Raw genomic sequence first — 15,895 nt, forward strand, 5'->3', positions numbered from 1 at the left:
CGAAGTGACGAAAAGAATCAAATGCACAACGGGTTTATTTTATGATCTGTTTCAGCACTTTCAGCTTTCCGTCCACGGGCTGGCGGATCTTTAAACCTAAAATATCTGCAACCACCGGATAAACGTTCACATTTTCAAATTCACCAACAGTCCTATGGCTTTTGAATGCCGGACCCCATGCCATAAAGGTGGCTTTCATTTCAGGAACCACTGCCGGATTATAGCCATGCTTTCCTGCGGAAGGCTTTTTGCCTTTTTCCAGGAATATCTTAGGAGCGTTGGGAACCAGGAGGATTTGTCCTATTCTGCCATAGTAATCATCTTTTGCGGAGAAATGCAGGTATCGGGGAAACTTTTTATCAAGATACACTTCATAATCTGAGGTTTTATGAACCTGTAATTCTTTGTAAACGCTTTTAACCTCAGCCGGATTTTTGACGTACACTCTTAATAAAGTCTGGGAATTGTAAATATCAAATCTGTTTTTATCCAGCAGCAGCTGCGGGATTTCCAGGGGATTGCTGCCGTCTACTTTGATCATTCCGTGGTCGGAGACAAAAATAAAATTGACATTCTGCAGACCCAGTTCGCCCACTTTCCGTACCAGTTCGCCTACGGCTGCATCCACCTTGTGAACGGCATCTTCGGTTTCTTTTGCGTCAGGCCCGAAATGATGTCCGCCTGCATCCACTTCGGGGAAATAAAGAGAAATAAAATGGGGTCTTTTGTCCATGGGAAGCTTCAGCCAGTTGATCACTTTGTCAACTTTCTCCTGCGGTGAAAATTTTTCGTGGTAGGGATAATAATAGGTTGGCCGTGTTCCCCCGGCATCGCTTGCCGAGCCCACCCACATTAAAGATGCGGAAAGCATTCCCTGCTGCTCTGCCAGTCCCCAAAGAGGGAGGCCACCGTACCAGCTGCCGTCTTCGGCATTGGTTTTATCACTCATCGCATAGGGTGCCTTTCTTTTATAATCGTAGAAATAATTATCAATAAGCCCGTGGTGAGAGGGGTAAAGCCCGGTGATCAGGGGTCCAGTGATTGGGGAAGGTAATGCTGGGATAACCGGGAATCATGGCTTCGGCCCGGACTCCTTCGCCGGATAAATTCAGAAGGTTCTCCGCATTGTATTTCTTTGCGTAGTCATAACGGAATCCGTCTGCAGAGATCATAATGACATAGGGTTTTGCCCGGGCTTCAACAGTGTTGTACCGGTTGGGGATCACCACCTGTGCGGTGTCCGTGCTTCCATGCTGACTGAAAAGGGATAGTGAAAAAAGCAGCGTTATTATTGCTAATCCTTGCTTCATTAGGTAAGTTTTGTGCAAAGTTAGGGTCTCCGGTCATTACAGAAAAGTTTAGCAGGTTAAAAAAATATTAAACTCGGGGTACGGAGGTGTTGTCATGTTTTTTGTCTCCCGAGGATTACGCAGATATCGCTGCAGCGTAGTATCATATCACAATTCCCATGGAATGGCAAAGAGTAGTATCACACCGGGGACTGAGGCTCTCGAAGTCCACGGGTGTTGTCGTTGTTGTCGTTGCGAGGTGATTATTATTTTCGCATTTGTCATCCTGAAAGGATCTCCACGCAGATTTACCTCACTGACTTTACGAATAATACCTAAAAACTTCCACGGAATGACAAGGAGTGATGGGCACCGGGGACTGAGGCTCTCGAAGTCCACGGTTGTCATCCTGAAAGGATCTCAACACAGATTTACCTCACTAACTTTACGAATAATACCTAAAAATTTCCACGGAATGACAAAGAGTGATGGGTACCGGGGACTGAGGCTCTCGAAGTCCCCGGTTGTCGTTGGTGTGGACACTAGTTAATTATTATTTTCGCATTTGTCATCCTGAAAGGATCTCAACGAAGATTTACCTCACTGACTTTACGAATAATACCTAAAAACTTCCACGAAATGACAAGGAGTGATGGGCACCGGGGACTGAGGCTCTCGAAGTCCCGGCACTGGTGATAAAAAGAAAAAGCAGAAGTCTGACTTCTGCTGTAGGTTTCTATTCTGATCTCATTTTTAAAACCGGTATCCGAGGGACAGTCCTGTTCTGAAACCGATCCAGGGGCCGTCTATAATCACGCGGGCTCCGTTGGTATTGGTTTCTACCGTATAATTGACGTAAGGAATATCAAGATCCTCGATCTGCCTTTTTAGTTCAGCCTGCATATCGGGAGTAAGAGGGATGTCACTGGTCATCGTAAAGTCTCCCTTTCCTGCTCCGTAGTGGGCCCCTGCAATCCAGAAATCAAGGACAAGGCTGCGGCTTGTGGTGAGGAAAAACTGGGCGCCTACCATTACACCGCCACTGTTTCCGTTGGCGTTTCCGAAACCTTTGAGAGGAATCTGAAAGGTCGTTCCGCTGAAGGTATAGTCGTAGTAGAAGTCAAAAGTATTGGAGGTAATTTTCGAATAGCGGTAATAGGGGGCCACATAGAATCCTTTTCCGTATCCTGCGCCAAGATAAAAACGCGGCTCTATGGTGAAGTTAAAAGATTTGGCTTCGAGGTTCTGAAATCTTTTTTCGTCTTCATCGTTTAAAAAGGAATTGATAAAAGGAACTTTTCCTTCCGGCATGGCGCCAAAACCCATATTCACTGAAAACCATCTGTTAATGACTCGTTCATAAGTAAGGTTTATATTTCGGAATGCGTATGCCGTAACATTTGTTTTAATGATGTTCATTTTTTCCGACGGCGGAGCGGGGATTTCCTGTGCGTTTGCTGTGGTCAGCATACAGCAGGGGATGATGAGTAAGAATTTTTTCATGATTTAATATGTTAAGATTTGAAGTATTGAGGTACAAGCAAAAAGCGGGCAAAATAATTTCGGTAATCCGTTTTGCTTCATGAATAAGATTCTGTTTACAAGCTGTTTACAGGCGTGTCCGCTGCATGCAAACTAAAAAGACGCATCTGCACCCTGCTTAAAAAGAAATCCGCTCAGAGTTTCTGGCGGATATATTGTTCGGGTTTATCTATTTTTTGATAAATTTTGAGGTTTCCGTCTTCTTGTCTTTTGTTGAAACTTCAATAAAATAAGAAGCAGAAGGCAGGTCTGAGACCTGTATTTTTCCGGAGGTAATACCGGAAGTTTTTACAAGCTTACCGTCCAGGGTATAGATGTTTGCCGTTGTATAGCTTTCTGCTGTTCCTTTCAATTCAATAAATTCCTGAGCAGGATTAGGATATACTTTCAGCCTGTCTTTCTGAACATACAGATCCTTTGTGGCCAGGTTTGCGGTATTCAGGGCCTGTGCCGAATTGGTGGTCTGGTTGTTGATTCCGGCTAACGGAACATTGACTACGGTCTGAATGGTGGTCAGCAAAGGAAATTTATAAGTGCTGTTATAATACGAATAGGAAGTATTTACAATAGAGCCAATCGGAAATAGAAAGAAAGTGTCTGATGCAGCATAGAGGTTGAAGCTTTGAACAGATTTTATCCTGAGAACATTTGTAAAATTAGAAGAACCTAAAATAAGGGTTCCTGAAGCATCTGCAGAAATGCTGACTGTTCCTTTACACAATCCGTTTGCAGCAGTTGAGCTGAATGTTCCCTGTGCCTGATCCGTCTCGGAATACCCGAAAGCTGCAGGATAGGAAATAAAAGTCCCGTTGTTTGCGGCAAGATTCAGGGTAGCATCGGTGGTGACTAATCCTGTAATTTCCAGCTTGGAGGCAGATTGTTTGTAATATACCGTATTTCCGGGGCCTGCCATTTTTAAGGTAGAATTCGGGAAGGTGGTAATTTCTGTTGAGGTGGGTGTTGAATAGCTGGTAACAGCCGCCGGACCAAATCCCAGAGAAGCATTGTTGAAGGTTACATTAGAACCTGTTGCCGAGTTATCTGGTGTTCCCGTAACGGACAAATAATTTGCGGTTTCCCCGCTTACAGGATCGTTAAACGCTTTCGTAATCGTTGTCTGTGCTGAAATGACGCCTGAAGCCATCAGCAGAAGGAATAAATTTATTTTCATACTTAAATTTTTAACGAATATACTTAAAAAACAATTGCTCCGGAATTATTTTTTTAGGGATAACTTGTTTCCAATGAGAAATTTAAATCTTAAATAAACTCCCTTTTTTCAGAATCGCTGCTGTATGCACTATAGCCGAATAATCAGCAGAGATAATGCTGCCCTCAATAGGTCATGTTGTTATGGTTATTGGTTGTGATGTAAAGGTTCATAGATCAGCTGTACGACTCCGGATCTGAAAATATTGGTTTTGATCAGCTTCAAATATAATCTTTCCTTCAATTCTTCAAATAAAGGTTTTCCGTCTCCTAAGGCAACCGGATGAACGGAGATTCTGTAAATGTCTATCAGGTTCAGATTAATACACGTTCTGATGAGTCCGGCACCGCCATACAGCCAGATGTCTTTTCCCGGCTGCTGTTTTATTTCCTGCACTGTTTTCTCAATATCATTGGTGAAAACGGCATTCTGATCTTCCCTTTGATGATGGGAGAATACTACTTTTTTCTTAGCATGTATTTTTTTCCAGAACTGTATTTCTTCTTCTCCGGCATCTTCTCCCGGATGATAATTTCCCCAGGAATCATAGCTTACTCTTCCGTAAAATATGGTATCGATGTTTTCAAGAAAGCCATCAAAATCCATATCATCATCCATGATACACCAGTCGATTTCGCCGTTTGGCCCTTCAATAAACCCGTCTAGCGTTACAGCAAGGTCTAAGATTATTTTTTTCATAAGACTAAAGAATTGTTGTGATGATTTAATTGATAATTTCCGCACCTGGATTTTCCCTTAGTTTTGCGATTCTTTCCTTCCAGTTTTGGATTTCTTCATCGGTAAGCCTGATCCATTCGGTTACTTCGCCCACAATTTTAAGAGGAGCCGTGCTGCGATAGGAGCGGGTAGGGTTTCCGGGGAATTTTTTATCGGTTACGTTCGGGTCATTTTCAAATGCTCCGGTAGGTTCCACGATGTAGACACGTTCCTTTCCATCACCTTTTGCCAGTGCCGCTGCAAGTCCGGCCCCGTTTTGTAAAGCTGTGAAATAGATGTGGTTCATCATAATCTCCGGATAATAATTGGATTCAAATCCGGCGGTAAGCATGTCCCCGATTTTCAGGTCAGCTTTTGTCCCGTGATAGAATGGACCATGATCAGAAATGTGTTGCTCTTTGTTTTCCATTGTGATTTGTTTTGAATTTTGAGTAACCTGTAAACTTAAGAATTTGTTTTTACATGGAAAAATAAGCTGAGATCAGAATCATATGAACATTGCTATAATCTTTAAATTATTTTATTGGGTCTGGCTATGGGTTATGTAATTGTAGTTGATGTTTCCTTCAAATTCATTGGAAATGATATTTCCTAATCTGTATCTGAACCGCGTATGAAAATCACCGCTCAGGCGCGGCTCAAATACTGTAGCAATTTCATCAGGTTTTAGGACAAAAAACTTAATGCCCGTTCCACAAGAATAGTAGCGGTAAGGATAGATTTTCTGCCATTTATTTTCTTTATCGAGCGCTTCCAGTTCCAAAGCTACCGTATTTCCGAAGCCTATGATGTTTTCTTTATTTCCTGAGTTATATATAGTTACCGGAAAGCCCTCATAATAAGTTGAAAGGAAAGGAATGGGATGGACAATCTGCATTCCGGAGTTTAGACTGTCGAGTTTAGCATCATATTCTTCGAAAGAAATTTTTAAGGTGTCCAGTTCTGTTCTTTTTAAAGGCGTCTTTTGGGATATATCCACAAAAATGATAATGTTTTCATATTTCCGTGTCATAAACTCCTTATTCAGTTCGTTATGATTTTTGGTTCTGTAATTATTTTCAAGGATTTTGCTATATCTATCCGAATCATTATACTCCAGCGATATTTCTTTTTGAAAATTGCCGATATACTGTACCGGTTTTAAATAAAATAAATTGATATCTTCCGTTTGGTAAAGAGAATCAATTTCTATGGTTTGTGGAACAATATATTTCGGATGATATGGCTGCTGTGAAAATAAAGCTATAGAAAAACACAGTAATACAAGGCTGATAAAGTATTTCATAATTATTGTTTTCTAATATAAGTAATTACAAACACGTATTCTTTTTAAAGATTAAATTTTAAATGTTTTCTGAGCAGTTCCTGAAGGATCAGATAAAGTTTAAATTAAAGATTCCCCGTTCAGATCCGTAGTAAGCACTCCGCTCATGTAGTCAAAGAAAGGGCGCATGGCAAGGAAAGTGAGTAATGCTTCTTTCAGAAACCCTTCCGATGCAACTTCCTGATCGGTAAATTTTCTCATCACCACATATTGCTTTTTCCGGATCAGGTCAATCGAAGGGTGGTTTTTATCAAAACCCCTGGGTGCTGTTTTCACTGCATCACCCTGAATTTCTTTAAAATACCTGATGAACGTTTTGTCCGAAGTAATTTTTTCAATTTCAGAGGTGCTGATTTCAAATTCTTTCCGGATACGGAGCAGATCTTTGGCATCCGGTCCCCAGAATCCGCCGCCTACAAAGCTGTTACCGGGCTCCAGGTGAATATAATATCCGCCTCTCAGCATTGGTTTAACACGGGAGTACCCGGCTCCGAAATTGGTTTTGTACGGCATCTGATCCTTTGAAAACCGGACATCTCTGTATATCCTGAAAATATGAATTCCTTTTATATTGTCGTATTTCTGAAGTTCAGCATGCACCTTATTGAAAAGCATTTTGTTTTCTCTGACTGCTGATTCATATTCTTCTTTGTGCGATGCAAACCATTCGCGATTATTGTTTTTCTCAAGTTGTTTCAGGAATTCAAAGGTTTTTTTCATGATGTCTATTTTAAACAAAATTACAATATTGTTCCTGTTAAAGCATTATTAATAGTGATTGCTGTATGAGGCACCAGCGCCGACGTTGGGTATGGTGATAAACATTAAGGGTTTGGAGGTGCAAAACTTTACCAGAAGCACAAAAGCTGAAGTACAAACTTCAGCCTTGCATTTAAATAGTTATGCTTAATGGATTATACGATTTTCAAAGACCGGATCAATCCGTCTTCAAATTCATAATAATAGGTAAGGATCGCCGGACTTCCCGGAAAATTGCCTGCAACTTCAGCTTTTAAGGTATGTTCCGCTTCCGAATAGTCTAACGGTTTCATCGTTGCCTGGTATTCTTTATTGGCTTTGTCGATCCAGTCTTTTATTTCGGTTCTTCCGTTGTGTGTCTTTCCTTCATCAAACACTACGGCTGTTTCGGTAAAACAGTTGGCGTATGCTGCGCTGTCGAAATTGTTCTGCGCTTTTACTAATTCGGTTACTACGTTTGGTAAATTCATTGTATTAAAATTTTAAGTTGATTAAATGGTTGGTATGGTTCCGCCGTCGATGACAAAATTGGTTCCTGTTAAATAAGCGGCTCTCGGCGAAACAAGAAAGCCGACTAATTCCGCTACTTCTTCCGGTTCGGCAGGTCTTCCGTAAGGGATTCCGCCTAATGCATCCATGACACCCTGCTGCGCTTCTTCTACAGTAGTATTTGCATTTCTTGCGATCTCGCCCAGCCATGCTACCGATGCCTGTGTATTGATCCATCCCGGAGAAACCGTCAGCACACGAACCCCTTTTGGCGTTACTTCATTGGATAAGCTTTTGCTGTAATTGATTAATCCCGCTTTGGCAGCGGCATAAGGCAAAGTAGAATCATACAGCGGCAGTTTACCCTGAATAGAAGCAATGTGGATAATAACACCGCTTTTCTGACCGATCATTTGGGGTAAGAATCCTCTGTCCAGACGAACGGGAGCAAGCAGGTTGGCCTGAAGCGTTGATTCCCAGTTTTCATCCGTTAATACGGCAAAACCTCCCGCGGGTGTTTCGGAAGAACCGAGGTTGTTTACCAGGATATCGAGCCTTCCATAGGTTGTCAGCACTTCGCTGACTACTTTTTGTGAACCTTCTGATTTGCTTAAATCCGCTGCAATAAAATGCAGGTTTCCATTTTCCTCTTCGGGAGTGTTTCTTGCGGTAATGATGACTGTTGCACCGGCCTGTAAAAGCCTTTCTGCAATTGCTTTTCCGGCTCCTTTTGTGCCTCCGGTTACCAATGCGATTTTGCCTGACAGTTCATTGTTGAAATTAAATTGCTGTTCCATTTTGATTGTTTTGTTTATGGCAAAGTTGAGACTTATGTACGCGCCTCACAAGTACGGAATTACGATTCGGATAGGGAACAATTTTTCCCCTATTGCACAATTTGGAACATAGGTATACATTTGCTTTATGTATGAACGGAAAATTTTACCCAACCTGAATTGCGGTTTGGATCTAATAGGCGAAGTGCTGTACGGCAAATGGAAAATCCGTTTGCTGTGGTTTATTCATCAGGGACATCTGCGTCCGAGCGAGCTGCAGCGAAAAATCCCGGATGCCACCAGACGCGTATTGAATATTCAGCTGAAAGAACTGGAAGATCATGAATTGATTACCAAAAAAATCTATCCGGTAGTCCCGCCCAAAGTAGAGTACAGCCTAACGGATTTCGGAAAAACATTGATTCCCGTCATTGCGGCGTTGGGAAATTGGGGCGATACCCATGAAGAACATTTGCGGACGGTTATTCTGAAGCGCCTGAATGGTGAGAATGAATAGTTTTAGTTGTAGGCACGAGTGAGACATTCGCGCCAGCGGTTGGTAGGTACGATCGGGACGCTTATGTCTGCGGAAATCAGTTTTTCTTTATCAATTTTTTCAAAGTATTTAAAATTCCTTTAGGTTTTTGGTTTTCGTCATGCTTTTTTTTCCAATTAATATCAAACCTTCCATCAACTTCTATTTTTAAATTGTCCGGAGGTATTGCAACTTGTATGTGAAATGGTGGAACTCCCGGATGCATCAATTCGGTTTCATCTCTAAGCCGTCTGCTACAAAGCAAATCTATTACGGTTATATCAGGTCTTGCTTCATCTATTGTCATATTAATCCAGACAGGTACTTTATTATCATGGTAAAGAAGATCAATTATCTGCTCGGCTGTTAAAAGTTTACCTTCATATTGATTCCATGTTTTTAAGATAACAATTTCTTTTTCATTTAAGTGCTCATCAACTGTCCGTGAGTTTGGAGTTATTATGTATCTAGAGTCGTCTTTAAGATTATTATAGCAAAGTGTCTTTGTTAATTCAAATAAAAGCTTTGTTGCTTCATTGAGATGATGTCTGAATTTTACTTTATTCATGACTCAAAATTCTGTTTTCTCAAATATCTGCGCTTCCAGTTTTGTGGGTACCCAGTTTCCTTTTTTCCCTTCTGTTTCCTTTAGCTTGTTAAAAATATTTTTTGAACCCGAAACCGTCATGGTGTACTGGTCTCTGTTTTTCATATTAAATTCTGTCAGGACATAGCCAATGCTAAATTTTTCATCTTTGGCTATTTTCTCTATTTTGGGTCTTAAATATTCATCAATAGCTTTTGGGTGAAGAAATGTTTCATTTTTAGGGAATTGGATCTCGAAAGATCCCTCATAGACAAAGTCCGGTTTGTAAATAAATAATGTATTCTTATCCTTGATTTTATTGCTGTAAAACTTTTCGAACTCTGCTCTGTTTTTGAATTCCTGCTTATACCAGTTGTATTTGAATGGAAATTTTTCGGCAAGCCTGGCCAATGTTGAAATATCAAATTTGTGAGACTTTCCTTTTATATTAATATTTTCAAATTTGGGACTTACGGACCATCGATCAAGAATTTGATTATTCTTGGTTACAATAATTGAAAAATTGTTTTGTTCAGATATATTTTCTGTTAATCCATTATAGTAGGTATTATTAATGAGAGAATCGATGGTTTTTTTATCGGTTATGTAAAAATTATATTTCTCATATGTTTTGTTTTGATCCCAGTTATAATACATCCCGATTATTTTCAGTGAATCTGAATTTTCATTTTTGATACTTTCAAAAAGTTTTGTTTGTGAAAATATGTGAGAAAAAACCAATAGAAGAATGGCAAAAGTTAATCTGAATTTCATGGTTAGCGAATGTTATTTAAATTATGTGTGACACAGAAGTATGTGCAACGAGCCTTCAAAGAATTTGAATAAAAAAGAAGGAATGAAGCCATATTTCTATAGCACAAACTTAAACCAAAATTTTGAAGTGAAGAATAGAAAAAGCAAAACAGCTGCACGTTTTTAATCTTGCCTATGATACCCTATTTTGTAAAACAAAAAACCATTCTGAAAAATCAGAACGGTTAGCAGTATGAAGCTGTTTCAGTGATACGCCGTTATGCTTCTGTTTTCTTTGCCAGCATACTGATTGCATTTTTTTCTTCCGTATTCATTTTTTCGATGGCTGCATCGATTTGCTCAAAAGCTTCTTTCTTTTTTAAAAGCAGTTCATCTCTGATCGCAATAAGGTTGATATCTTCACCCTGATCACCCTTTATGGATTCAGGATTTAAGCCATTAGCTCTTAACTGAGCAATACTGTTTTCAATTTCTGAAACAGAGGTTGAAAATTCACTTTCCAGATTTGTCCTGGAAACAATCAAATCTGTTCGCTGACATTCAAAACTTTTATGGATGGCCTGGGCAAATTCTTCATTTTGAGATTCCTGAAGCTTTTCACTTTCCACAGAAACACCTTTTGCACGGTCTTCTATTTTTTTTACTTCAGCGGTTACTTTTTTTACCGTTACCGACGGCAAATTGAGAGACATGTCCTTTTTTACCATTTTTATTTCAGGGATGGCAGTTATGATGTCGGTAGTTTCGACTTTTACTTCGGGTATTTTTGTTTTAATTTCCTGTTCTTCCATGGTCACTACCGGCACTGAAGTTTTTATGTCTTTCCATTTTACAGTCCATCCTTTGAACACCGGATATTGTCCCGTTTTCTTTAGTACCATCTTGGTTACAGGTTTTTTAAATTTTATGGATTTCAGTTTCATGGTAACCTGTGGTGTGTCGAATGATAGTTTTTTGTCCTTCATCGTTATCTGCGGTATGCTGCATGAAAAGTCTTTACGGACCATTTTAAAATCAAAGTCCATATTTATTGCAGCTCCTACAGCATTGGGATTCGGCGCTTCGTCTGCAATGTCCTGCGATCTTTTTTCTAATGTAGTAAAGTCATTTTGATACTTTGCAGCAATACCGTCAAATGCGGTCTGGTCAAAATTGCATTGAGAATAGGCAATGCAGCTTGTGCATAATGTAATGGTGATCAATAAGTTTTTCATAGCTCTAATTTTTAGTTGTGGCTTACTCTGTTCCCGGTTTTTAGCATCCCCGTTTTTTATTTGTAAAATTAGAGCCGGAACAAAAGTGAATCAATAACCCATTAGGGTACTATTTGCAGGAGATTACCAACAGATGTGTTTATGATGAAATGCAGCTGCAGGAAGTCTCCCACAGCTTGCGGGAAACCAAATGCAATTGCAGGAGGTTAACAACAAGTATGTTTATGACTAAATGCAGTTGCAGGAAGTCTCCCACAACTTGCGGGAAACGAAATGCAGTGTACGGAGGTTACAAACACTCTTGTTTTACACTTCCGGAGATGTACGGAAGTCTTGCGCAACTTGCGGGAAACCTCCGGAGGACTACGGATGTCTTGCACAAGTTGTGGGTAACCAACGGAGATGTACGGAGGTCTTGTGCAATTTGTGGGAAAGATCCGGAGAAATATTGCTCTGCTAAGGGAGATGACACGAGCTTGGAAGCTCGCGCCAGCGTGGGGATTATAGTTTTTGAATGTTTTGTTTATTAAGGATTATCATTAATGTTGCGGACATTATCAAAGGCAAAGACCTTAGTATCAAACTTAAATAAATACTATAGCTCAATAAAGCAAAGTTCAGTATAAGTACTTCAGTCCCAACTTTTGGCAATACGTTATTCTCTGCAGTAATACTCAAATAACGTTTATATAAATTCTTATTAACTTATCATCATATTTTTCACCATAAACAGGGTAAATACCGTCTCCAAAAGCTGTACGAAATGAAACGCCAGCTCCTGTTTCACCGTTTTTAAATTTTAATTCTCCATATCCTTCATTTGTCAAAGTTGCATAGGATGCACCTGCATATGAATAATTAAAATCTCTCTTAATTGGTACTTCAACGAATCTTTCTATTTTAATTAATTCATTTACGTCAATATCAAAACCTTCAATTACATTTTGATAATTGTCAAAGTCTTTTTGGTATTGATAAGTTTTTCCAGTTGTAACGTCTTTGTAAATTCTTAAGTCTTCAAATTCTTCTTCTTGCCATTCATCTCGAATATATAAAGGATCAGTAATCATAAGTTGTCCACTATCAACTCCAACAATTCCAATTTCTACAATTTCTAAATCGCCTTCGCGTGAAAAAAAGTAATCATCAAAATCTTCCCCGATAAAAGATAAATTTGTTTTGAAATCCCTAGTCTTTGCAAGCTCAATCTTTAAAATTGATAGCTCTTGTTTTTGAATTTCAATTTCTTTCTGGTGTACACCTTTATCTTCACTTAATCTTTTGATTTCATCTTCTCTTGTTTTTATCCTTTGATTTAGTGCGTTCTCCATAAATTCAGGAGATTTCTTTTCCAAATCATTCGCTTTGTCTTTCCAAAAATTTAAATGTTTTTCTATTGTTTTCACTTGTTCATCTTTGGATAAAATAGTAGATCTTAAATTTTCAATGTATGATTTATAAATTATGGCACCTGTTCCTACTGCCAAAAAATTTAAAATTAATTGAATCCATTTAATAGATGTTTCTAAATCAAATTCATAGTTCATTTTATAAATATTTTTGAATTGCTATCTGTTATAAAATTATTATAGATCTCCATTTATAGCTGTTTGTAAAGTAAGCTTAAGCCATTAACATTTTAACAAATTTTTTTGCTTCTATATTTTTTCAATTAAGAAAAAATAAATTTTAAGATAAGCAAATAAAACGAAGAAAATTTTTAATATAAAAAATATCCAAGTTCCATATTCGATATAATTAGGAAGTTTTACATCGTCCAAATCTTTATTTCGAATTTGATTCTTATCATATTTACTTTCATATTTTTTATAATAGAAATATATATTTAATGCTCTCCAAATGTACTGAACTATATCAAAAAATAAAGCAATTACAAGAAATGTTAAAGGACAAATTAATTCAAGTGGTAACATTTTCTTTGAAGAATCTGAATTTTTAAAAATCCAAATTATTCCTATTCCTGCGAATGCTGCATTTCGAATTAGCTCACTAATTTTTCCTGTATCGTCATAAAAATCAGTTAGCCAATCTTTTAAAGATTTACCTATATTATCTTTATCATCCATTATTTCGTGATTTTGGGCCTCCCGTTCTTGTTTCTTTTATAGTGCTTTTCGGATTTCTTTTAGCAAACTGTTTTGTTACGAATCGACCAGTTTCTGCACTCCTGAATGTTTCAATCTTTTTAGAATTATCAGATTGCTTTTGTGTTGATTTTTTAGCCATAGTTATTAGTTAATTTATAATAATATTTTCCTTAACAAAGAAATTAAATTTCTGTTGCTATTCAAAGTTACAAATTTTTGATAATCTGAAACGAAAAAAACCGCTCACAAAAGCTCTTGGTGTATTTAACGAAGAAGTTGGAAGTCACGTTTAATTGATTGAAGATCTTATCGAAATGGTTTTTCGTGATTTTTTGTGTTTATGACATTAGAAAAAGACTTTTGTAGCTGTAAAGTTACGAAATGCAAAACCGCGACATCGGGGGAATTTTTGGTGTTGGTTTTTTTATTATTACTCCGTAAAATTAATATATCTTTGTGTATTGGGAAACCTGAAGATCTGGGAACCCTAGCAAAGTTCTTTGAAGTTTGGCATTTAAAAGAGGTTTTAGTTGTTATTATCAGTCACTTAATTATTCACTTTAAAAAAATAAATTTTATGGAAATAGTAAAAACTGTAATTGTTCATCTAATAATTGGAATTATTCTAACTTTTTTAAGCATTAATTTTATGCAAATTGGCGGGGCTGTTGGCATTGCAGGCGGGTTACCAACCAACTAAAGATTTATGTTAAATTTTAAATATTATATGCTAGTGTGCTGGTTCGATGCCAGTGCCCCGCCACATTTTAGCCATTCATAAACGGAATGGCTATTTTAGTTATGAAATTCTAGATATTCTTAGTTTGTTTGATTAGCATATAGGTTAATTAAAAACCGCTCTGAAAATCAGAACGGTTAGTATATTAAATTGTCTCGGTCGCTGACCGTTACATCATTCCTGGCATTCCTCCGCCCATTGGCATGGCCGGTTCGTCTTTTTTCACTTCAGTGATGACACATTCAGTGGTTAATAACATTCCGGATACGGAAGCTGCGTTTTCAAGGGCTACTCTTGTTACTTTCGTAGGGTCAATGATTCCTGCTTCAAGCATATTTACATACTCGTCGGTTTTTGCGTTGTACCCGAAGTCACCTTGTCCTTCTGCTACTTTCGCAACGATTACAGAACCTTCACCCCCTGCGTTGGCAACGATTTGTCTCAATGGCTCTTCGATCGCTCTTTTTACGATTTTGATCCCTGTGCTTTCGTCAGAATTGATTCCTGTAAGGTTTTCTAAAGCAGCAATCGCTCTTACCAAAGCAACACCACCTCCGGCAACGATACCTTCTTCAACAGCAGCTCTTGTTGCGTGAAGTGCATCATCTACTCTGTCTTTTTTCTCTTTCATTTCTACTTCAGAAGCAGCACCTACGTAAAGAACAGCAACACCACCGGCTAACTTAGCCAATCTTTCCTGAAGTTTTTCTCTGTCGTAATCAGAAGTAGTCGTTTCCATCTGCGCTTTGATCTGGTTTACTCTACCTTTGATCTTGCTGTCTTCACCACCACCGTTTACGATCGTTGTGTTGTCTTTATCGATAGAAACTTTTTCAGCAGTTCCCAGCATATCCAAAGAGATGTTTTCCATCGTGAAACCTTGCTCTTCAGAAATTACCTGTCCGCCAGTTAAGATCGCGATATCTTCCAACATTGCTTTTCTTCTGTCCCCGAATCCAGGCGCTTTAACGGCAGCAATTTTAAGAGAACCTCTTAATTTGTTTACCACTAAAGTTGCTAAAGCTTCACCTTCTACTTCTTCAGAGATGATTAATAGAGATTTACCTCCCTGAGCAATCGGCTCAAGAACAGGAAGTAATTCTTTCATAGAAGAGATTTTTTTCTCCACTAAAAGGATGTATGGATTTTCAAGTTCAGCCAACATTTTTTCAGGGTTGGTCACGAAATACGGCGACTGGTATCCTCTGTCGAACTGCATTCCTTCTACAACGTCTACCGTTGTATCGATTCCTTTTGCTTCTTCTACGGTGATTACCCCTTCTTTACCTACTTTTCCGAAAGCTTCAGCGATCAAAGCACCGATTGTTTCGTCATTGTTAGCAGATACGGAAGCAACCTGTTTTACCATTTCCGTAGAATCACCCACTGTTTTAGACTGAGATTTAAGGTTTTCAACAACAGCAGTTACCGCTTTGTCGATTCCTCTTTTAAGATCCATCGGGTTTGCACCAGCAGCTACGTTTTTAAGACCTTCTCTTACGATAGCCTGTGCCAAAACGGTAGCAGTAGTCGTACCGTCACCCGCGATGTCATTGGTTTTGGAAGCCACTTCCTTCACCATCTGAGCACCCATATTTTCAACTTTGTCTTCAAGTTCGATTTCTTTTGCAACAGAAACCCCGTCTTTGGTTACGTGAGGAGCACCGAAAGATTTTTCGATTACCACGTTTCTTCCTTTTGGACCTAACGTTACTTTTACTGCATTAGCCAATGCATCAACCCCTCTTTTTAAAGCGTCTCTTGATTCAATATCGAATTTTATTTCTTTTGCCATTGTTTTAAGCTTTTGGC

General features: G+C 38.7%; 19 protein-coding genes. 2 read left to right on the top strand and 17 right to left on the bottom strand.

Annotated features, from left to right (window positions below; translation table 11 throughout):
* Positions 1-34: 34 nt before the first annotated feature.
* From ODE14_RS16945 to ODE14_RS16990, 10 genes are all read right to left on the bottom strand, one after another.
* A complete protein-coding gene (locus ODE14_RS16945; RefSeq protein WP_318173679.1) occupies positions 35-1,063 on the bottom strand; it encodes an ectonucleotide pyrophosphatase/phosphodiesterase in 1,029 nt (342 codons plus the stop codon).
* Positions 990-1,226 carry an alkaline phosphatase family protein gene (locus tag ODE14_RS16950; RefSeq protein ID WP_263602258.1) on the bottom strand — a complete coding sequence of 79 codons (237 nt, stop codon included), beginning with the start codon at positions 1,224-1,226 and terminating at the stop codon, positions 990-992. The genes ODE14_RS16945 and ODE14_RS16950 overlap by 74 nt, the downstream gene beginning before the upstream one ends.
* A gap of 816 nt (positions 1,227-2,042) precedes the next feature.
* Entirely contained in the window at positions 2,043-2,792 is a 750-nt protein-coding gene (locus ODE14_RS16955) for a DUF3575 domain-containing protein (protein ID WP_248394945.1), read from the bottom strand.
* Positions 2,793-3,000: 208 nt separating this feature from the next.
* A complete protein-coding gene (locus ODE14_RS16960; protein ID WP_248394944.1) occupies positions 3,001-4,002 on the bottom strand; it encodes a T9SS type A sorting domain-containing protein in 1,002 nt (333 codons plus the stop codon).
* Positions 4,003-4,188: 186 nt separating this feature from the next.
* Positions 4,189-4,740 carry a dihydrofolate reductase family protein gene (locus tag ODE14_RS16965; protein WP_263602259.1) on the bottom strand — a complete coding sequence of 184 codons (552 nt, stop codon included), beginning with the start codon at positions 4,738-4,740 and terminating at the stop codon, positions 4,189-4,191.
* A gap of 25 nt (positions 4,741-4,765) precedes the next feature.
* Entirely contained in the window at positions 4,766-5,188 is a 423-nt protein-coding gene (gene arr, locus ODE14_RS16970; protein ID WP_263602260.1) for an NAD(+)--rifampin ADP-ribosyltransferase, read from the bottom strand.
* 111 nt (positions 5,189-5,299) lie between these two features.
* Positions 5,300-6,064 (bottom strand): hypothetical protein, encoded by a 765-nt coding sequence (locus ODE14_RS16975; protein WP_263602261.1) that lies wholly within the window; start codon positions 6,062-6,064, stop codon positions 5,300-5,302.
* Between the two features lie 99 nt (positions 6,065-6,163).
* Complete coding sequence (locus ODE14_RS16980; protein ID WP_263602262.1) at positions 6,164-6,823, bottom strand: DUF2461 domain-containing protein; 660 nt, start codon at positions 6,821-6,823, stop codon at positions 6,164-6,166.
* Positions 6,824-7,017: 194 nt separating this feature from the next.
* The gene (locus ODE14_RS16985) at positions 7,018-7,332 is read right to left on the bottom strand and encodes a nuclear transport factor 2 family protein (protein WP_263602263.1); all 315 of its coding nucleotides are present in this window, start codon (positions 7,330-7,332) and stop codon (positions 7,018-7,020) included.
* A 21-nt stretch (positions 7,333-7,353) separates the two neighbouring features.
* Positions 7,354-8,148 (bottom strand): SDR family oxidoreductase, encoded by a 795-nt coding sequence (locus ODE14_RS16990; protein WP_248394938.1) that lies wholly within the window; start codon positions 8,146-8,148, stop codon positions 7,354-7,356.
* A gap of 127 nt (positions 8,149-8,275) precedes the next feature.
* On the opposite strand from ODE14_RS16990, the gene ODE14_RS16995 reads away from it, so the two are divergent.
* Complete coding sequence (locus ODE14_RS16995; RefSeq protein WP_248394937.1) at positions 8,276-8,644, top strand: winged helix-turn-helix transcriptional regulator; 369 nt, start codon at positions 8,276-8,278, stop codon at positions 8,642-8,644.
* Between the two features lie 76 nt (positions 8,645-8,720).
* Here the strand turns inward: ODE14_RS16995 and ODE14_RS17000 are convergent, their stop codons facing one another.
* The 6 genes from ODE14_RS17000 to ODE14_RS17025 form a co-directional block, all read right to left on the bottom strand.
* A complete protein-coding gene (locus ODE14_RS17000; RefSeq protein ID WP_248394934.1) occupies positions 8,721-9,230 on the bottom strand; it encodes a hypothetical protein in 510 nt (169 codons plus the stop codon).
* 3 nt (positions 9,231-9,233) lie between these two features.
* Entirely contained in the window at positions 9,234-10,022 is a 789-nt protein-coding gene (locus tag ODE14_RS17005) for a hypothetical protein (RefSeq protein WP_263602264.1), read from the bottom strand.
* A gap of 257 nt (positions 10,023-10,279) precedes the next feature.
* Complete coding sequence (locus tag ODE14_RS17010; RefSeq protein WP_263602265.1) at positions 10,280-11,236, bottom strand: hypothetical protein; 957 nt, start codon at positions 11,234-11,236, stop codon at positions 10,280-10,282.
* A gap of 674 nt (positions 11,237-11,910) precedes the next feature.
* The gene (locus tag ODE14_RS17015) at positions 11,911-12,783 is read right to left on the bottom strand and encodes an ELKS/Rab6-interacting/CAST family protein (protein WP_263602266.1); all 873 of its coding nucleotides are present in this window, start codon (positions 12,781-12,783) and stop codon (positions 11,911-11,913) included.
* A 111-nt stretch (positions 12,784-12,894) separates the two neighbouring features.
* Positions 12,895-13,323 carry a hypothetical protein gene (locus ODE14_RS17020; protein WP_263602267.1) on the bottom strand — a complete coding sequence of 143 codons (429 nt, stop codon included), beginning with the start codon at positions 13,321-13,323 and terminating at the stop codon, positions 12,895-12,897.
* Positions 13,316-13,483: a hypothetical protein gene (locus ODE14_RS17025; RefSeq protein ID WP_263602268.1), complete on the bottom strand. Its 168-nt coding sequence runs from the start codon at positions 13,481-13,483 to the stop codon at positions 13,316-13,318. Before ODE14_RS17025 ends, ODE14_RS17020 begins: the two co-directional genes overlap by 8 nt.
* Positions 13,484-13,684: 201 nt before the next feature.
* Between ODE14_RS17025 and ODE14_RS17030 the strand changes: the two genes are divergently transcribed.
* The gene (locus tag ODE14_RS17030) at positions 13,685-14,044 is read left to right on the top strand and encodes a hypothetical protein (protein WP_263602269.1); all 360 of its coding nucleotides are present in this window, start codon (positions 13,685-13,687) and stop codon (positions 14,042-14,044) included.
* Positions 14,045-14,252: 208 nt separating this feature from the next.
* Here ODE14_RS17030 and groL read toward each other — a convergent pair whose 3' ends face one another.
* Positions 14,253-15,878, bottom strand: coding sequence for a chaperonin GroEL (gene groL, locus ODE14_RS17035; RefSeq protein WP_248394928.1), 1,626 nt, complete (start codon positions 15,876-15,878; stop codon positions 14,253-14,255).
* Between the last annotated feature and the right edge of the window lie 17 nt (positions 15,879-15,895).

It is taken from the genome of Chryseobacterium sp. PET-29 (assembly GCF_025736815.1).
GTDB classification, from domain to species: domain Bacteria; phylum Bacteroidota; class Bacteroidia; order Flavobacteriales; family Weeksellaceae; genus Chryseobacterium; species Chryseobacterium nepalense.